The sequence below is a fragment of the Streptodolium elevatio genome (genome assembly GCF_053592165.1).
The window spans coordinates 176483-195539 of sequence record NZ_JBSFVE010000012.1 but is presented as its reverse complement, the minus strand read 5'-3'; the positions used below and the strand labels follow the sequence as shown (position 1 = coordinate 195539).

Genomic DNA, 19057 nt, shown 5'->3' with positions numbered 1-19057 from the left:
GACCGTGTTGCGAGTCCTGCTCTTCCTGTGGCGCACGCTCGCCAACGAGTTCAAGTCGATCGTCGTCGCGCCGTTCCGCGAACTGATCGTCAACCGCCGCTGGGGCGGGCTCAACCTCGCGGTGATCGCCTGTCTGGGCGTGATCGTGCTGCACGCGATCCACCTCACCGACTGGGGCTACGACTTCGTGCGCATCATCGGCGGGGTGCAGGCGAGCCTCCCGCTCCCGATCGCGCTGCTCCGCACGCCCGTGTCGCTCTACGTCCCGGCCCTCAACCTCCCGGTCTGGGCCGGCCTCACCCAGTTGTTCATCGCGTTCGCGCTGGCTCAGTTGACCCTGGGCTGGAAGCGCACGCTGCTGGTGTCGTACGTCGCCACGCTCGCCGGCACGATGTCCGCCCGCTTCATGATCTGGCTCGGCCCCGACCACCCGCTCGGCATCGGGCGGCACGAGGCGTACGTCCTGGACACCGGCCCGTCCGCGGCGGTCGTCGGCCTGTTCTCGTACATCGCGGTGGTCAAGCGCGCGCCGGTGCTGTTCTCGCTCACCAGCCTGTCGATGATCATCGAGTCGATCGCCGTCCCGAACCTCGCGGGCCGCGAGCACCTGATCGCGATCGGGGCCGCGATGATCATGGGGTTCGTGCGGCTCTACCGAGAGTCGAAGGGCATCGACGAGGGCGCTTTCGCGCGCGGCATCCGCAAGGCGGCGGTCCGCGGGTACGAGCGCGTACGTCCCCGCGCCGCGCGGCCGGTCCCCGATGCCGCGCCCGCCTCCGCACCGCACAAGCCCCTGGCCGACACGCCCGGGCCGGCGCCGAACAGCCCTCCTTCCGGGTGAAGCCGCGTCGCACCGACCCGTCGGTCGGCTCACCCGGCTACGGTGGGACGCAGTGGACGACAGCACTCCGGACCAGCCGGAGAACTCTCCGGAGCCGCCGCCCGGGTTCCCCGAGGACCTGACGGTGGTCTGTATGACGTGTGACGGCGACGGCTGGCGCTACGTCGGCAGGGCCGCGCGGATCGGCGGACGCATCGCGGCGGTGGGCAAGCAGGAGGCGTGCCTCGTGTGCGAGGCGATGGGCCGGCACAACTGGGACACCGGCCCGGGCGCGTGGGTCAAACGCCATGAGCGCCGCCCGATCCCCGGCTACTGACCGCGCCCGGTTCGCCCGGCTGTCGGGACCGCCGGACCGCACGGATCACCGGCCGCCCTGCTCCCGCATCCCACAGCGTGGTCAGGCTTGGTCCGGGCCGTGGACGGCCTATTGACGATATATGGACGCCGCGCGAATAATCCGAACTGGCGAAGCCGGGGAGGGGGACGACGATGCGCGGCACACGCGGTACGGACTTCCCCCGACCACTCCCCCTCGTCTCCGGGCGCTTTCTGAGGCGCCGTCACATCGATCTCCTCCGGGTCTGCAGCGCGGCCTAGCCTCTGTCGCGCGTCGGCTGTTCAGGCCCGTGCGAACCCGTGAGTGCGTTCTCCGAGCACCGGCCCGTCTGTCCGCCCGCGCGGCAAGACCCCGCGCGCCGCGAGTACGCGCGCCCACGCTCCGCGTCCGTCCGCCCACCGACCCTGTGTCCGCGTACCCGTGTGCCTCGGCCCACCCGTGCCGCCGCACGCACCGCAGTTTTCCCTGCCCGACTCGGCCTCCAGGGAGTCCCGCATGCACGCCCAGCCCCCCGTACGCCTGCCCAGGTCCGCCGACCCCGTCGATTTCCGCGTCCACGGACGCCACCGGACGCTCGGGCGCCCGGCCCCGCGCTTCGGCGGCCGCATCGGCCGCGCCCCGGGCAGCGGATTCACCGCCGACCCGCACCGCTACCACCTGTACGTCTGTCTGGCCTGTCCGCGCTCGCTGCGCACCGCGATCACCCGCAGCCTCTGCGGCCTCGAGGACCGCGTGTCCATGTCCGTCGTCGACCCGGTCCGCGACGGACGCGGCTGGGCCTTCCGCCCCGGCGACGGGCACGGCCTGGACACGGTCGCGGGGTTCGCGCTGCTGCGTGAGGCCTACGAGGCCACCGAGTACCACTACGACGGCCCGGTGTCCGTCCCTGTTCTGTGGGACCGCTGGAGCGGACGGATCGTCAGCAACCAGACGCCGCACATCCTGTACGACCTCGCCACCGCGTTCTCCGACCCCACTCCCGGGTTCCGCATGGGGCACCCGGACGCCGGACCGCCGCACCCCGTGCTCCACCCGACCGGCGCCGCCGCCGATCTCGCGCGCCTCGGTGCGCTGTTCGACGACGACGTATGGGAGGGCGCGCAGCAGGCGGGCCGCGCACGGGCGGGTGCCCGGTACGAAGAGGCGATGCGAACCGTCCTCGACGCCCTCGGCCGGCTCGAACACCACCTGTCGGAGCGCCCGTTCCTGCTGGGCGACCACCTGACCGCCGCCGATGTGCACCTGTGGACCACGCTGCTGCACGTGGACGCGGTGCACCGGCTGCACCTGCGCGCCGAGGACGTGCACCGCATCGCCGACCACCCCGCGCTGTGGAACTACTTCGAGCGCCTGCTCGCGAACCCGTCCTTCGGCGGCAACGTCCGCCTCGACCACATCGCCCGGCACCATACGAGCAGCTGCCGGGGGCCCGCGGCAGGCGGCAGTTCAGTGCCGATAGTGGACTGGCCGCGGCTCACCGGGTTGCCCGATCGCCCGGCCGTCGGCGCGCGGGGGGCGTGCGGCTGACGCTGCGGCCGACGGTGCTCCTGACCACGACAAATACGGGACGGCCGGACGCGGATCGCGCGCCGGCCGCCTGTCCTCCGCAGCCCCCGCCAACCGGCCGGACGTCGTGCGCCGTTGACAGCGTTCGCCGGGCTTCGTAGCGTCTGTCGCCACTTGCACCTGCGTTTCCGCCGCACCCCCGAGGTCCTGTTGGCCGACGTCCCACCTGTCCGAGCTCCGCTGTCCGTCGCCGTCATCGGCTGTGGTCCCGGCGGTACGTCACTGCTCGAACGCCTGTGTGCGAACGCACCCGACCTGCTCGCGGAGGACCGCCAACTGCACGTCCACGTCGTCGACCCGCACCCGCCTGGCGGCGGACGCATATGGCGGCGCGAGCAGTCGTCCTTGCTGTGGACCAATTCGTTCGCGTCGGACATCACGGTGTTCACCGACGAGACGAGCACCTGTGCGGGTCCTGTCCGCCCCGGGCCGTCGCTGTGGGAGTGGGGGCGCGACCGGGCGGCCGAGGCCCGCGAGGGACGGTTGTCCGCCGAACTCGCACCGTTCGCCGAGGAACTGGCCCGGCTCACGCCGCAGTGGTTCGCGAGCCGGCCGCTGCTGTCCGCGTATCTGGCCTGGGCGTTCCGCCGGACGGTCGCCGCTGCGCCGCCGAATGTCCGGGTGGCGGTCCACCGCTCGCGGGCCGTGGACGTGGTCGACGTGCCCGGCGTGCCGCTCCGCCAGCGCGTCGAACTCGCGGACGGGACGCGGATCACGGTGGACGCGTTGGTGCTGACCCAGGGCCACGTCGACGTCGGACCGGAGCCGGAGGAGCGGCGGTTGTCGGCCCATGCCGCCGTGCACAACCTGGCGTTCGTGCCGTGCGGCAACGAGCCGGACGTCTCGGTGCTGCGGCCGGGCGAACCGGTCATAGCCCGCGGTATGGGCCTGGCGTTCGTCGACCTGATGGTGCGGGTGACCTCGGGGCGGGGCGGCCGGTTCGTCCGCGGCACCGACGGCGTGTTGCACTATCGCGCGTCGGGACGCGAGCCGGTGCTGCTGGCCGCGTCACGCCGCGGGGTGCCGTACCGGTCGAAGATCGGCTACCGGTTCGCCGACAGCCGGGTGGCCGCCGCGCCGCGCTTCCTCACCGCCGAAACCCTGCGGCGCCTGCCGCCCCGTCCCGGCGCGGGCTGGGAACTGGACCGCGACATCCGGCCGCTCGTGCACCTCGACATGGCCTGGGCGCACTACCACCGGCTGTTCACCGCGCACCGCGACCGCACGACTGTGGACTGGGACGCCTTCTCCGGCGAATTCGCCCGGCTGGCCGACGATTTCGTCGCAGGCTCCGACGGTACGCGTGCCCTGCCCCCGACCCGCGCGACGTCGTCGCTGGTCGCGCGGACCGTGCCCGATCCGGCGGACCGCTTCGACCACGTCCTGCTGGACCGCCCGCTGGCGGGCCGCAGGTTCGGGGACTTCGCCGCGCTCGACGACGCGATACGCGCGCATGTCGCGGCCGACATCGCACGCCGTGCGGACGCGCGCTTCAGCCCGGACCTCGCGGCGCAGCAGGCGCTGGGGGCGGCGTACAGCACGATCGGCCGGCTGGCCGCCGCGGGGGAACTCTCGGAGCGCTCGCGGCGCGAGGACATGCCGGGCTTCCACGGCTTCTTCAGCTATCTGTCCAGCGGTCCGCCGCGGCCGCGGCTCGAAGAACTGCTGGCACTGTCGCGGGCCGGGGTGGTCCGCTTCCTCGGCGAGGACGTGGCGGTCGCCGCGGACGCGGACGGCTTCACCGCGCAGGGGGCGTCCGTGGCCGCGCCGGTGCGCACGCGCGCGCTCGTCGAGTCCCGCCTGCCGCTGCCGTCCCCGGCGCGTGCTCGGGATCCGCTGCTGCGCGCGCTGTACGCCCGCGGCGAGGCCGCGGACGAGATCCTCGCCGGGCGCCCGTCCGGTCGCGTGCGCACACTCCCCGGCGAACAGCGCCTGGTGGCCGCGGACGGCACGGCGCACCCGGCGCGCTTCGCGGTCGGCCCCGGCGTGACGGGCGGCGTCACGGTGCACGGGTTCGCGAAACCCGGGCACGACGCACAGGCGTTGCTCGTCAGCGACGCGCTGGCGCGTACCGTGCTCACGTCGCTCGTGCGGCGCGGCGAGGCGAGCACGGACCCGGTACGCGTTGCCGTATGACCGACTCCCCGTGACCCGACTCGCCCTGACCGAGTGGGCCTGACCGAGTGGGCCTGACCGAGTCACCACCCTGACCGACAACCTCCGACCGACGCGCTCCGCGTCAACCGGCCACGTCAGCCGGCCGCGTCCTCAGCTCCCACGCGCAGCGACTCGATCGCCATGCGCAGCCCGGTCTCCAGGTACTTGGGGTTCTCGGGTTTGTGCACCAGGAAGTGGAACATCATGCCGTCGATGAACGCGAGCAGCACTTCGCCGTCATTGGCCGCGTCCTGTGACCCGCTGGCCAGGGCCACCAACTCGGTCAGCTTCCAGAACTCGCGCGCCGAACGGCTCATCGCCTCCTGGATCGCCGGCTCGCGCGTGCCCGCCAACTGCATTTCGTAGCGCGCCAGTTGGCGGTCCCGACTGGTGGACCACCAGGCGTGGGTGAGTTCGGCTATGCGCGGGTAGTCCGGCCGGAACGGGCGTACCGCCATCGTGCGCAGCAGTTCGTCGGCGACCTCGCCGGCCTGCCGCCGCTCCAACTCGGTCATGCGGTCGATGACACCGAACACCAGTTGGTCGCGCGTCTTGAAGTAGTACGTCACCGAACCGTGCGGCAGCCCGGCCTCCTGCTGGACGGCGCGATGGGTGAGGCCGCGCAGGCCGTGGGCCGCGAGGACCCGGATCGCCGCGTCGAGCAGTTGTACGCGGCGGCCCGGCGGCCCGCCGGGCACCCGCTCGTGGGCGACATCTTCCGTGGCTGACATCCATCCATTATGCGCACGACTTGACGTGCGTAGAAGTTATCCCTACAAACGTAGAAGTCAGTTCTACGAATGTAGGAGGGGTCCATGCCGACCCACGGCACCGCTGCCACCGCACGCACCAAGACCGTCGATCCCAGATTCGTGCTCCTGCTCGTCTGCACCGCGCAGTTCGTTCTGCTCATCGACGACACGATCGTCAACGTGGCACTGCCGACCATCGGGTCGGACCTGAAGTTCTCCGAGAGCTCGCTGTCCTGGGTCACCAACGCGTACTTCCTGACCTTCGGCGGCTTCCTGCTCATCGGCGGAGGGCTGGCCGACCTGCTCGGCCGGCGCCGCCTGTTCGGCTGGAGCCTCGCCGCCTTCGTCCTGGCCTCGGCAGCGTGCGGCCTGGCCCCCAACGCGGGAACGCTGATCGCCGCCCGCGCCGCGCAGGGCATAGCCGGCGCGCTGCTGTCCCCCGCGGCGCTGTCGATCCTGCTCGCGACCTTCCGGGAGCGCGGGGAACGCGCCCGGGCACTAGGCATCTGGGCGGCCCTGACCGGCCTCGGCGCAGCGACCGGCCTGCTGGTCGGCGGCGCGCTCGTCGAATGGACCCACTGGCGCTGGATCTTCCTGATCAACCTGCCGGTCGGCGCCGTCGCGCTGTTCCTGCTGCCCCGGGTGATCCCGGCCGACGACCGCAGCGCGCCGGTCCGCGCACCGGACTTCGCGGGTGCCGCACTGGGCACCCTGGCGGTCCTCCTGCTCGTCTACACGGTGGTCGAGACCGACACCCACCCGTGGGACTCCGGCCGGACGATCGCCGGCCTCGTCGGCGCCGCGGTCCTCGCCCTGGGATTCGCGCTGCGCCAGCGCTCGGCCGCGGAACCGCTCATCCCGCGCAGCCTGCTCAAGATCCGCCAGGCGGTGCTGGCCCAGCTCATGGTCCTGGTCGCGGCCGGCGGGCTGTTCGCGATGTTCTTCTTCCTCACCCTCTACATGCAGAACGTGCAGGAGTGGTCCCCGCTCCGCACCGGCCTGTCCTACCTGCCGTTCAGCGTCGGTATGGGGGTCGCCAGCGCGGTCACCGCCAAGCTCCTGGCCACGCGCGGACCGGCCGTACCGCTGGCGCTGGGCCCCGCGATCGCCGCGGGCGGTATGTACGCGCTGAGCCGCCTGGACGCCGAAAGCTCCTTCGCGGCCCACCTCATGCCCGCACTCGTCGTCGCCGGACTGGGCCTGGGCATGGCCTTCGTCGCCGTCATCCAGGTCGCCACCGGCGGCGCCGGCGAGGCGGACGGCGGGGTGGCCTCCGCGATGGTCACCACCTGCCAGCAGATCGGCGCGGCCATCGGCATCGCCGTCATCGTCACGATCGCCACGAGCTACCGCGACGAGCGGCGCGCCGCGGGAGCCCACCCGCTCGACGCCGCGGTCGACAGCTTCAGCCGCGCCTTCGAGATCCAGTCGATCCTGATGGGCGCCGCGGCCGTCCTCGGAATCGTCGTCGGCTGGGCCGCGCACCGTGCGGGCCCGCCCGACACCGCGGCCCTCGGGTCAGCCGTCAAGTCCGGCTCCGACGCCCGGCCGCACGCGCAGCCGTCGTCGGTGGGCTGAACCGCACCGCCGACTCCCGCACAACGCGCCGCACTTCGCCCGACACGCCGCACGACCACCCACCCCCGACCCGACGCAACGCCGTCGCACCGTGCGGCCCGGACGCCCGCCGACCCCGGCATCCGGGCCGCACGGCCGCGTCGTACGCCTTTGCGGTCGTACCCCGTCGCCGCGTCGTACGCCGTCGCCGCTCTCGCTGCTCTCGCGCCTCGCCGTCCCCGTCGGCAGCCGACTCCCCTCCACGGCCTTCGCACTCGCGCTCCCGCCCTCGCAACCCGCGCCTTCCGCCTTCGTCGCTACCGACGCGCGACCAGCCCCGCGTCGTACGCGACGATCCCGGCCTGCGTGCGGTTGTCGCAGTGCAATTTGTCGAGCAGGCGCGAGACGTAGCCCTTCACCGTCGCCTCGCTCAGGCACAGCCTCTCGGCGATGTTGGCGTTCGCGAGCCCCTCGCCCAGACACGCGAGCACCTCGCGTTCGCGCTCGGTCAGTTCGCCGATGCGCGACAGCGCGCGGCGGCGTACCGCGTCGTGGTCCGCCGAGGCGCTGACCAGGCCACGCGTCGCCGCCGGGGACAACACCGTGTGTCCCTCGTGGGCCACCCGCACCAGGCCGATCAGCTCCTCGGGAGGCGTGTCCTTGAGCAGGAACCCGGCCGCACCCGCGTGGAGCGCCCGCAGCACGTACTGGTCGGGGTCGATGGTCGTGAGCACGACCACCCGCGGCGGGGAAGGCATGCGCGCGATGCGCCCGATCGCGGTGATGCCGTCAACGCCGGGCATGTGCAGGTCCATGAACACCACGTCGGGCGCCAGGCGGATGACCGACTCCACCGCCTCGGCCCCGTCGTACGCCTCGCCGACCACCTCGATGTCGTCCGCACTGCCGAGGATCGCCCGAAGCATGCGGCACACCATGCGCTCGTCGTCGACGACCAGGACCTTGATCATTTCGCTCCCGCGGCTGCCGCACCCGTTGCGGCCTCCCCGGCGGGGAGGCCGAGCGGGAGATCGGCGGCCACCTCGAAGCCCCCGTCGCCGGTCGGACCGGCGCGCAGTGCGCCGTCGACCATCTCGACGCGCTGCCGCAGCCCGGTCAGGCCGGTGCCCTCCCCCGCGAAGCTGATCTCGTACGGGCCGGTCGGCGCGGTGTTCAGCACGGTGACCCGCAACCACCCGTCGGCGTGCCGCACCCGGACGTCCACCCGCGCACCCGGCGCGTGCTTGTGCACGTTGGTCAGCGACTCCTGCACGATCCGGTACGCGGTCCGCACCACCACCGGCGACGCCACCGGCGGCCCGTCCACGACGTCGAGCTCCACCGCGACACCGGCCGCCCGGGACTCCGCGACGAGCCGCGAGAGGTCCAGCTCCGTCGGCTCGGCGGTGCGCGCCGAGCCGAAGCGGTCCTCGGTACGCAGGATCGTGACCAGGTTGCGCAGCTCTTCCAAGGCCTGGCAGCCGACCAGGCGCAGGTCCTCGAGACCCTCCCGGGTCTCGTCGTCGGACGTGCGGGTCCGCAGCGCGCCCGCCTGCAGCACCATCAGGCTGACCCGGTGCGTCACCACGTCGTGCATTTCGCCCGCGAGCCGGGCGCGCTCCTCCGAGCGGGCCTGCTCGGAACGCAACTCCTGTTCGCGCTCGGCCCGTTCGGCCCGCTCCGCCAGTGCCGCGATGAGGCGCCGCCGGGACGCGGTGTACAGGCCGTACAGCGCGGGGGCCAGGGCGAGCAACGCGGTGGCGATCAGGTCGCCGGTCGTGGTGTAGTCCCACGGGCGCGCCCACACGATGCTGATCGGCACCACGATCGCGAAGACCCGGCGCCGGTCCTCCACGAACAGCGCCACCGCGTACGTCGCGAAGGGCAGCGCGATGACCTGCTCGGGAATCGAGAGCAGCGTGCAGAACACCGCCACCGCGACCGCGCGCCGACGCCGGAACCACAGGGACATGCAGGCCACCAGCTGGGCCACGCCCTTGAGGTACTCGGTCGCGGCGATGCCCTCGTGCCGGTCGTTCCATCCCGCGACGCCGAGCACCACGGCCAGCAGCACCGTGAGGCCGACCGCGAGCACGCGGTCGAACGTCTCGGGGGTCATCCGCGTGAGGGAACGGCTGGTCACGCTCTCCACGGTACCCACCGTCCCCTCTCCGTCATCGCACGTCACCCGCACCACGCAGGCACTCGTCGTCCCACCACCCGACCACTCGTCGTCCGCGCCACGCGCTCATTCCGTACGGATGGCCCCGAGCACCTCCATCCGGGACGCCCGCCTGGCCGGCCAGGCCGCCGCCAGCACGCCCACCAGCCCGGCGAGGACCAGGAACACCCCCATGCGCTCCCACGGCACGACGGGCGTCAACTCGCTGGTGCCCTTGGCGGCGTTGACGCCGAGCACTCCGATCAGCAGGCCGAGCGCCATCCCGAGCACCGCACCGAACACCGAGATCACGACCGACTCCAGCCGGATCATCGAGCGGATCCGCCGGCGGTCCATGCCGATCGCCCGCAGCATGCCGATCTCCCGCGTGCGCTCGAACACCGACATCGCCAGGGTGTTGATGATGCCGATCACCGCAATGACGATGGACATGCCGAGCAATCCGTACAGCAGGTTGAGCAGCAGGTCCACGATCCCGCCGAGTTCCTTGCGGTAGTCGTCGCGGGACATGATCTTGACGGCCGGGTTGTCGCCGAGCGCCTTCTCCAGGTTGCCGCGCAGCTCGCCCGCCGCGCCCGGTGCGGCGCGCACCAGGATGTCGGTGTCGACCACGCGGTCCAGGTGCGGGGTCAGGGTGTCGTTGGACATGACCGCCTCGCCCAGCAGGCCGTCGTCCTCGTATATGCCGCTCAGAACGAGAGTCGTGCGCTGCCCGTCCGGGAACGCCACGGGTACGCGCGACCCGACCGTGAAGCCGCCGTCCTTGGCCTTCTTCTCGCCGAGCAGCAGGCCGTCCGCGAACCCTTCGGGCCCGCCCTTGACGAAGTCCGCACGCAGCAGGCCGAGTCCGGTCCGCGCGTCCATCGACACGACCTCGGTCCCGTCGCCGGACTCGTCGTCGGCAGCCGCCCCGATCCTGACGTGGGCGCTGCGCAACTGGCTGATCTCGGTGACACCCGGGGTCCTGGCGACCGCCTCCGCCATCGCCGGGTCCATCGGGATCTCGCCGATCAGCGACACCCCGTAGTCTGCGGTGATCCCGCGCAGCGCGATGCGGTCCAGCTCCTGCTTGAGCGACGCACCGAACACCGACAGCGTGCTGACCAGGATGAGCCCGATCATCAGCGCGGACGCGGTGGCTGCCGTACGCCGCGGATTGCGCACCGCGTTCTCGCGGGCGAGCCGGCCCGATATGCCGAAGGCCGCGGACAACGGCCGCCCGGCGAAGCGGATGACCGGCGTGGACAGCAGCGGGACGAGCATGATGACGCCGACGAGGGCGACAAAGCCGCCGCCCATGATCAGGTAGACGTCACCCGTCGTCTTGTCCTTGGTACGCCCGACGCCGTAGCAGATGACGATGCCGATCGCGAGCAGGAAGGCACCGATTCCGTTCCGCGTCCGCAGGCTCTTGGCGGTGGGCGGCAGGTCGCTGCGCAACGCCGCGACAGGCGGGATCGACGCCGCCCGGTGGGCCGGCAGCCAGGCGGCCACCACGGTGACCACCACCGCCACGGCCAGCGCCGCGACGACCGCGCTGGGCGCGACGACCACGGGGCCGGGCGGGAGTTCGGCGTCCATGGAGTTGAACAACGAGCGCAGTGCCTCGGACAGGCCGATGCCGAGCACGAACCCGATGGCCCCGGACACCAGGCCCAGGACCGTCGCCTCGACGAGCACCGCACGGGTGATCTGCCTGCGGGTCGCGCCGATCGCCCGCAGCAGCGCGAACTCCCGGGTGCGCTGGGCGACCAGCATGGTGAAGGTGTTGGCGATGATGAACGTGCCGACGAACAGCGCGATGCCGGCGAACACCAGGAGCACCTGGGTGAGTTCCTTGGTCCCGCTTTCGATCTCGTCGGCCTGGTCGGCGCGCAGCTTGACACCCGTGACGGCCTCGGCGCCGGACGGCACCAGCGGGCGCACCGCGGCGAGGACGGCCTCCTCGCTGGTGCCGGGCGCGGCCGCGACGGCGATGTCGTCGTACCGGCCCGGTTCGCTGAACAGTTCCTGCGCGGTGGCCCGGTCGAACAGCGTGATGGTGCCGCCGACCTCGTAGCGGGCGTCGTCCGTCGTGAACACACCGACCAGCACCGAGGTGAGCACCGGCCCGTTCGCCACGACGCGCACTTGGTCCCCGACCTGGTAGCCCGCGTCCTTCGCCGCGCGCTCGTCGATGGCTATCTCGCCCTCGCCCCGCGGCCCGTGGCCGGAGGTGAACCGGTACTTGGGGTCCTGGCCGTCGGGACCGGGCGCGAAGGTCGTGCCCTTGGTGTTGCTGCGCCCGCCGATGCGGTCGCCGTCGCGGTCGACGATCGCGGTGTAGCCGGTGTTGGTGGCCCGCACCGACGCGACGCCGGGCAACCCGCGCAGCGCGCCGAGGAGTCCGTCGTCGAGTGCGGGGACCTGCCCGTCGCGCTCGGCGTCCTCGGTGGGCCGTACGTCGACGGAGACGTCCTGGTAGTCGGTCGCCGAAGCCTTCTTGAACGCTTCGGACAGCGTGTTGCTCAGCGTCAGGACGCCGGAAACGAAGGCGACGCCGAAGATGATCGCGGCGGCGGTCAGGGCGAGCCTGAGCCGGTGCGCCAGGAGATTGCGCAGCGTGGTTTTCAGCATGGTGAGTCCTCGACGCCGAGTCGCGGGGCGAATGGAACAAATGCCAAGATTCAAGGGACAAAAGGACGTTCGCGCACGCCCTTCCGGGCAGGCGACATCAACCCGGCGACCCCACAGCCAGGAGACGGGGTCGACAGGCAGACCGACACACAGCGGAACAGGGAGTGAAACAGGGCGCGAAGAACAGCCGAGCGAAGACCAGGCTGGTGAGGAACAGGCAGGGTCAATCGACTGGACCGCGAGGCAGGGCAGGCTCGTTGAGCACCACCAAGCCGCTGCGCCGCAACACCACGCCCCCGTCGTCACACCGGGGCCCGGGCCGCGCCGCCTGTTGTCACACCGGGACTACCGCACCCGACATCGCGGAACGTGCCCGTCAGGACCCGGCCTCAGGACTTGCCCGTCAGGAACTGCCTGTCAGGACTTGCCCGTCAGGAACTGCCTGTCAGGAACTGCCCCCTCAGGACACGCCCGTCAGAACACACCCGTCAGGACGTGCGTATCGCGTCGAAACGCTTCATGCGCTCCAGCACCCGGTCGGGCGTCGGCGCGTCCATCTCGTCGACTATGCGGCCGTCCCCGAGGAAGACGACCTGGTGCGCATAGGACGCCGCGGTGGGGTCGTGCGTGACCATCACCACGGTCTGCCCGAGCACGTCGACGCTGCGCCGCAGAAAGGTGAGCACTTCGGCACCCGAGCGGGAGTCGAGGTTGCCGGTCGGCTCGTCCGCGAAGATGATGTCCGGCCGCCCGGCCAGTGCCCGCGCGCAGGCGACGCGTTGCTGCTGTCCGCCGGACAACTCGGCCGGACGGTGCGTCAGCCGGTCCTGCAGACCGACCGCCGTCACGACCTGCTCGACCCACTCCGGGTCGGCCTTGCGGCCGGCGATGTCCATGGGCAGCGTGATGTTCTCCTTCGCCGACAGGGTCGGCAGCAGGTTGAACGCCTGGAACACGAACCCGATCTTGTCGCGCCGGAGCTTGGTGAGGTCCTTGTCCTTGAGCCGCGTGATCTCGGTCCCGGCGATCCACACCCGGCCGCGGGTGACCGAGTCGAGCCCGGCCAGGCAGTGCATCAGCGTCGACTTGCCGGACCCCGACGGGCCCATGATCGCGGTCATGCGGCCGCGCGCGATGTCGATGTCGACCGCGTCCAGCGCGACGACCTGGGTCTGGCCCTCGCCGTACGCCTTGGTCAACTGGGCGGCCCGGGCGGCCACTCCGGGACGGACGGGCGGTTCCGGCACGGACGCCGAATCGGTGTGCGATGTGTCGTCGCGACGGTGATCCACGGTTCCTCCCAGGTTGCCGCCGGCGGGTGCCGACGGGTGCCGCTCCGGACCGGCTTGATCCGACACCGTCAAGACTCCTCCGCGACCCCCGCCTCCCGGTAGACCGGATCGGCGGAACCCTCACCTACGAAAGCAGAACCCCCACCTACGAAAGTCGTGAGCCGTCGTCCTCGGGGAGGAGCCCCACCTCGTCCGCAGCCCCCGTCCCCACCCGCGCCCGCCGCGGAACCGCAGCTCATACCGGGTGGCACAGCGCCGGTCAACCGCCTGCGGGTGGCCTCGGCACACCACCGCCGACGCATGAGGCAGGGTGAGCCCCTAGGGGCAGACGTACACCGGCCGCCCCCTACTCCTCCTTGCGTAGGAGCGGCCGTTCCCTTCCTGACGACGATTCATCGGGCACCCGCCGCCCAATACGGTGATCGTGTTCACTCGAACCAGTTCGCCCGCAACGGCGGAGACGCCGTTCGCGGCGTCCCCCCGCATGCTCCGGTGACCGCACCGGTGACCGCGCCCTGCCCGGCGCTCCGATCCGGCGCTCCGATCCGGCGCACCAGCCACGCACACAACCGCAGGAGAGACTCGTGACCACGGCCACGGCAGCCAAGAACCACGCGGATCCCCGGGGGACCGGCATCGCCGCCCGCGCCGCCCAGCTCACCAAGGCGTACGGAGAGGGCGAGACCCGCGTGGTCGCGCTGAACGCCGTCGACGTCGAGATCGCCCGCGGTCAGTTCACCGCGATCATGGGCCCGTCCGGGTCCGGCAAGTCCACGCTCATGCACTGCCTCGCGGGCCTGGACACGGTGACCTCGGGCCGGAGCTGGATCGGCGACACGGAGATCACGCAGCTCAAGGACAAGGAGCTCACCAAGCTCCGCCGCGACAACATCGGCTTCATCTTCCAGGCGTTCAACCTGCTCCCCACGCTGACCGCGCTGGAGAACATCACGCTCCCCATGGACATCGCCGGGCGCAAGCCCGACCAGGCCTGGCTGCAGAACGTGATCGACACGGTCGGGCTGCGTGACCGCCTGACGCACCGCCCGGCCGAGCTGTCCGGCGGCCAGCAGCAGCGTGTGGCGTGCGCCCGCGCGCTGGCCAGCCGTCCGGAGATCATCTTCGGCGACGAGCCGACCGGCAACCTCGACTCCCGCTCGGGCGCCGAGGTGCTGGGCTTCCTGCAGCGCAGTGTGCGCGAGCTGGGCCAGACCATCGTGATGGTCACCCACGATCCGAGCGCCGCGTCGTACGCCGACCGCGTGCTGTTCCTCGCGGACGGCCGCATCGTCGACGAGATGCACCGGCCGACCTCCGAAGCGGTCCTGGAGCGCATGAAGCGCTTCGACGCCGCCCGCACCAGCTGAGGCGGGGCCGACCACCATGTTGAAGGCAAGCTTCAGAAGCTTCCTGTCCCACAAAGGGCGAATGGCGCTTTCCGCCATCGCCATCCTGCTGTCGGTGGCGTTCGTCTCCGGCACCCTGATCTTCACCGACACGATCACCAAAACGTTCGACGACTTGTTCAAGTCGACGTCGGCCGACGTGACCGTCTCGCAGGAGTCCGACAAGGACACCGGCGACCTCGCCGCGACCGGCCGCGTGCTCTCGATCCCCGAGTCGACAGTCGAGCGGGCGGCGAACGTCCCGGGCGTCGCGAAGGCGCACGCCTCGGTGAGCGTCGAGAACATCACCGTCGCCGACAAGAACAACAAGGCGATCGGCTCATCGACCGGCGCGCCGACGATCGGCGTCAACTGGTACGAAAGCGACCGCTCCGCGGTCAAGCTGACCAGCGGGCGTGTCCCACAGGCTCCCGGCGAGGCCGTCGTCGACGCCGACACCGCCGACCGCAAGAAGATCAAGATCGGCGACCCGCTGCGCATCATCGCGCCGGCGGGCGGCTCGTCCGACGCCACGGTCGTCGGCATCGCGACGTTCACCACCACCAACCCGGGCGCCACGCTGCTGTTCCTGGAGACCGAGTTCGCGCAGAAGGCGCTGCTCGGCTCGACCGACAAGATCTCCTCGGTGGAGCTCGACGCCGCGTCCGGCGTCAGCAACGACCAGCTCAAGGCCAACGTCCAGAAGGAACTGGGCGCCGGCTTCGACGTGAAGACCAAGGCCGAGGCCGCCAAGAAGGCCGCGGACGACGTCGGCCAGTTCATCGACTTCATCAAGTACGCGATGCTCGGCTTCGCCGGAATCGCGGTCCTGGTCGGCATCTTCCTGATCTTCAACACCTTCCAGATGCTGGTCGCGCAGCGCACCCGTGAGCTCGGGCTCATGCGCGCGATCGGGGCGAGCGGCAAGCAGGTACGCCGGTCGGTCCTCCTCGAGGCGATCCTGCTGGGCCTGGTCGGCTCGACGATCGGCCTCGCGGCGGGCTTCGGCCTCGCGGTCGGGCTCAAGGCGCTCATCGGCCTCGCCGGCATGAACCTCAAGGGCACGTCCCTGGTGTTCAAGCCGTGGACGCCGATCGTGGCGTACCTCGTGGGCACGCTCGTCACGGTCGTCGCGGCGTACATCCCGGCGCGCCGCGCGAGCCGCGTGTCGCCGATGGCCGCGCTGCGCGAGGCGAGCGCCCCGGCGCAGAAGTCGCTCAAGGTCCGCACGATCATCGGCCTGGTCCTCACCGTGGTCGGCGTGCTGGCCCTGGCCGGCGGCGCGTCCGCGGACAGCGGCGCCACCGGCGGCGGCCTGCTCGGCCTGGGCGTCGTGCTGACGCTCGTGGCGTTCGTGGTGCTCGGCCCGGTGCTGGCCCGGACGGTCATCCCGGCCCTGGCCGCGGGCTACCCGAAGCTCTTCGGGTCGATGGGCAAGCTGAGCCGCGAGAACGCGATGCGCAACCCGCGCCGCACCGGCGCGACCGCCGCGGCGCTGATGATCGGTGTCGCACTCGTGGCGGCGCTGTCGGTGGTCGCCGCGTCCATGAACGACTCGATCTCGAAGCAGATCGACGAGTCGTTCGGCGCCGACTTCACGGTGCAGAGCCAGGGCACCGCGTTCCCGACCGAGATCGCCGACAAGATCCAGGCGACCGACGGTGTCGGCACCGTGGTCCGGGTCCGGGTCCTCTCCGAGGACGACGTCGAGGTCAGGTACCCCGACGGCAAGACGACCGACAACGCCATCGGCGCCGAGCAGGGCTTCGACACCGTGTGGAAGCGCGCGGTGGTCTCGGGCAACGGCGGCGACATCGGCGCCGACGGCAAGGTCGCGGTGAGCGAGAAGGTCGCCAAGGACCACAACCTGAAGATCGGCAGCCCGGTCGAGGTCGTGTTCAAGGAGAAGAACCAGACCGTCAAGGCCGAGGTCGGGGCGATCCAGGAGAACGAGGACCCCGGGGTCGGCTTCGGCGAGGCCGTGGTGCTGCCGCTCGACATGATCAAGCAGAACCTGCCGGAGGTCCAGGACTTCATCGTCTTCGCCAACTCCAAGGCGGGCGCGGACAAGACGCAGGTCAGTGAGTCGGTCAAGCGCACCATCGACCCGTACCCGCAGGTCAAGGCGCGTGACCAGGCCGACTACAAGAAGCTCGTGCAGGAGCAGATCAACATCCTGCTCTACATGATCTACGGCCTGCTCGGTCTCGCGATCATCATCGCGATCCTCGGTGTCATCAACACGCTGGCGCTGTCGGTGGTCGAGCGGACCCGCGAGATCGGCCTCATGCGGGCGATCGGTGCCTCGCGCCGGCAGATCCGCCGGATGATCCGCCTGGAATCGATGGTGATCGCCGTCTTCGGCGCTCTCATCGGCCTGGCCCTGGGCCTCGCGTGGGGTGTGGTCGCACAGCGGCTGCTCGCCTCCGAGGGGCTGGACGTCCTGACGATCCCGTGGAGCACGGTGATCACCGTGGTGGTCCTGTCGGCGGTGGTCGGCCTGCTGGCCGCGCTGCTGCCGGCGCTGCGGGCCTCGCGGATGAACGTGCTGAACGCGATCGCCACCGAGTAGCGGCCGCGATACGCGAAGGGCGCCCGTCCCCGGGATCCGGGGACGGGCGCCCTTGCCGTGTACGGGAGTCCGGTGGCCGACGGTCCGCGTGGGGTCCGAACTCCTACCCCGTTGTACGCGCTTCCGCTGCCGCCGCAGCGAGCGCCGCGCGGCACGCACCGTCCGCCTGCCGGGTCGTCTCCGGCAGCCGGAAGTGCGGGCTGAGCGCCAGGACGTGGCGGCACGCCTCGGCCAGGTCGAGGCCGTGTCCCACCGACACGAACACCGGCTTGACGTCGCGCTGGGTACGCAGCACGGCACCCACCACCTCGCCGTCGAGCACGAGGTCGGACGACTCGCCCCGGGCCGGGCCGGGCGCGTCGAACGTACCGACGAACGCGGTCTTGCCGACGCCGATGCTCGGGATCCCGGTGTGCACGCCGAGGTGGCACGCGAGGCCGAACCGGCGCGGGTGCGCGAGGCCTTGCCCGTCGCACACCAGCAGGTCCGGCGCGGTCCCGAGGCCGTCCAGCGCCTCGACCAGGGAGGGCAGCTCGCGGAACGCGAACAGCCCCGGCACGTACGGGAACCGGGCCCGGCCGAGGACGACGGACCGCTCCAGGAGGGTGAGCGTGTCGGCGTCCAGGACCACCACGGCCGCGGCGAGGCGGTCGGAGTCCTCCGCGTACGCGACGTCGAGGCCCGCGACGCGGCGTACCGCACGCGGCCCCGGACCGGTCGTGTCGACGAGCGGACGCAGCCGGTCCTGGAGGGCCAGGGCCTCCTCGACGGTCTCGGGCCACGGCTCGGACCGGGGTTCGGACCGGGGTTCGGACCCCGGCTTGGACCGGGAGTCAGGCCGGGGTTCGGGGGTCACGGGGATCGGCACACCATCCACAGTAGGCCGGACGCGTTGCCCCACCTACCGGATATCCCCGGGTATCGGCTCCCGGCTCCGGGCCGCCGGCTGTCCCGGGTGTCGCGTCGGCCTCACTGCTCCCGCGTGTGCGCCACCGGGCAGCCGCCGGTCAGCTTGCCGAGGAACGCGTTGGGGTCGTAGAAGTGCTCGACGTCGACCAGCCGGAGATCGTCGCTGACCTTGGCGACGCTCACGCCGAACATCTCCACCCTCTCGTTGCTCGGCTCGAAGCCGTGGTACTCGCCTTCGAACGTCCCCCAGTGGCGCCACTTGAACGTCACCACCGGCGGCGGGGACAGGACCTCCAGCACCTCCCAGAAGAACCCCTCGGGGAAGGCGTCGTGGAAGATGTCGTGCGAGGACTCGAAGCTCTCCTCGCCGGTCCGGTAGAAGATGCTGTCACCGATGAGGATGTTGTAGCTGCCCTGCTCCGTGATGTCGGCGGCGTTCGCCCACGGACCGCCGTTGACACGTGTGCGGAACCGGTCGGTGACCATGGACACCCAGGTCGCGGGGTCCTTCTTGTGCGAGACCTCCATCTCGAAGACCTGCACGATGCTCTCGACGACGGCCTCCAGCGACCCCGCCTCGAACTTGTGGGTGCGCTGCGCCGGCATCACGGTGTGGGACAGGTGGTAGTCGGGGGCTTCCGCACGCCAGTCGCCGGGAGCGGCGGCGGCCACCACCGCGTCGCGGCCCTGGAGCCACAGCGGAGTCTCAGGGGCTTCGGTGCTTTCGGAAGTCGTCATGCGGGCGATCCTGACCTCTGGCGCGCGCCATGGCAACCCTCCGGATGGCAACTCTCCGTATATCTCCGCGAGTTACCGCAATGCGCGGTTGACTCGCGTTGCGAGGGAAGGCTCCGCGTTCGCCCCCGTGGCCAACTCCCTTGGCATGCAAGG

General features: G+C 71.4%; 14 protein-coding genes. 7 read left to right on the top strand and 7 right to left on the bottom strand.

Annotation, left to right across the window (positions count from 1 at the left end; genetic code table 11):
• The first annotated feature begins 4 nt into the window (after nucleotides 1-4).
• The 4 genes from ACWD12_RS22835 (at nucleotide 5) to ACWD12_RS22820 (ending at nucleotide 4880) form a co-directional block, all read left to right on the top strand.
• Nucleotides 5-841, top strand: coding sequence for a hypothetical protein (locus tag ACWD12_RS22835; protein ID WP_450101054.1), 837 nt, complete (start codon nucleotides 5-7; stop codon nucleotides 839-841).
• Nucleotides 842-893: 52 nt separating this feature from the next.
• Nucleotides 894-1157, top strand: a complete 264-nt coding sequence (locus ACWD12_RS22830; RefSeq protein ID WP_358355793.1) for a hypothetical protein — start codon at nucleotides 894-896, stop codon at nucleotides 1155-1157.
• 516 nt (nucleotides 1158-1673) lie between these two features.
• Entirely contained in the window at nucleotides 1674-2705 is a 1032-nt protein-coding gene (locus ACWD12_RS22825; RefSeq protein ID WP_450101053.1) for a glutathione S-transferase C-terminal domain-containing protein, read from the top strand.
• Nucleotides 2706-2858: 153 nt separating this feature from the next.
• Nucleotides 2859-4880 carry an FAD/NAD(P)-binding protein gene (locus ACWD12_RS22820; protein ID WP_450101052.1) on the top strand — a complete coding sequence of 674 codons (2022 nt, stop codon included), beginning with the start codon at nucleotides 2859-2861 and terminating at the stop codon, nucleotides 4878-4880.
• 116 nt (nucleotides 4881-4996) lie between these two features.
• Here the strand turns inward: ACWD12_RS22820 and ACWD12_RS22815 are convergent, their stop codons facing one another.
• Nucleotides 4997-5632: a TetR/AcrR family transcriptional regulator gene (locus ACWD12_RS22815; protein ID WP_358355798.1), complete on the bottom strand. Its 636-nt coding sequence runs from the start codon at nucleotides 5630-5632 to the stop codon at nucleotides 4997-4999.
• 84 nt (nucleotides 5633-5716) lie between these two features.
• Here ACWD12_RS22815 and ACWD12_RS22810 point away from each other — a divergent pair, with 84 nt between their 5' ends.
• On the top strand, nucleotides 5717-7231 hold the full coding sequence (locus ACWD12_RS22810) for an MFS transporter (RefSeq protein WP_450101051.1): 1515 nt from the start codon (nucleotides 5717-5719) through the stop codon (nucleotides 7229-7231).
• Between the two features lie 296 nt (nucleotides 7232-7527).
• Here ACWD12_RS22810 and ACWD12_RS22805 read toward each other — a convergent pair whose 3' ends face one another.
• The 4 genes from ACWD12_RS22805 to ACWD12_RS22790 all read right to left on the bottom strand — a co-directional run bounded on the left by ACWD12_RS22805 (nucleotide 7528) and on the right by ACWD12_RS22790 (nucleotide 13228).
• A complete protein-coding gene (locus tag ACWD12_RS22805) occupies nucleotides 7528-8181 on the bottom strand; it encodes a response regulator transcription factor (RefSeq protein ID WP_358355801.1) in 654 nt (217 codons plus the stop codon).
• Nucleotides 8178-9353 carry a sensor histidine kinase gene (locus ACWD12_RS22800; RefSeq protein WP_450101050.1) on the bottom strand — a complete coding sequence of 392 codons (1176 nt, stop codon included), beginning with the start codon at nucleotides 9351-9353 and terminating at the stop codon, nucleotides 8178-8180. The genes ACWD12_RS22805 and ACWD12_RS22800 overlap by 4 nt, the downstream gene beginning before the upstream one ends.
• 105 nt (nucleotides 9354-9458) lie before the next feature.
• Entirely contained in the window at nucleotides 9459-12008 is a 2550-nt protein-coding gene (locus ACWD12_RS22795; protein WP_450101049.1) for an ABC transporter permease, read from the bottom strand.
• A 488-nt stretch (nucleotides 12009-12496) separates the two neighbouring features.
• The gene (locus ACWD12_RS22790) at nucleotides 12497-13228 is read right to left on the bottom strand and encodes an ABC transporter ATP-binding protein (RefSeq protein ID WP_358355850.1); all 732 of its coding nucleotides are present in this window, start codon (nucleotides 13226-13228) and stop codon (nucleotides 12497-12499) included.
• Between the two features lie 656 nt (nucleotides 13229-13884).
• On the opposite strand from ACWD12_RS22790, the gene ACWD12_RS22785 reads away from it, so the two are divergent.
• On the top strand, nucleotides 13885-14667 hold the full coding sequence (locus tag ACWD12_RS22785) for an ABC transporter ATP-binding protein (protein ID WP_358355807.1): 783 nt from the start codon (nucleotides 13885-13887) through the stop codon (nucleotides 14665-14667).
• Nucleotides 14668-14683: 16 nt separating this feature from the next.
• Nucleotides 14684-17257, top strand: a complete 2574-nt coding sequence (locus ACWD12_RS22780; RefSeq protein ID WP_358355809.1) for an ABC transporter permease — start codon at nucleotides 14684-14686, stop codon at nucleotides 17255-17257.
• A gap of 103 nt (nucleotides 17258-17360) precedes the next feature.
• Here ACWD12_RS22780 and ACWD12_RS22775 read toward each other — a convergent pair whose 3' ends face one another.
• Entirely contained in the window at nucleotides 17361-18014 is a 654-nt protein-coding gene (locus ACWD12_RS22775; RefSeq protein WP_450101123.1) for an endonuclease V, read from the bottom strand.
• Between the two features lie 212 nt (nucleotides 18015-18226).
• A complete protein-coding gene (locus ACWD12_RS22770) occupies nucleotides 18227-18904 on the bottom strand; it encodes a SnoaL-like polyketide cyclase (RefSeq protein ID WP_450101048.1) in 678 nt (225 codons plus the stop codon).
• Nucleotides 18905-19057: the final 153 nt, after the last annotated feature.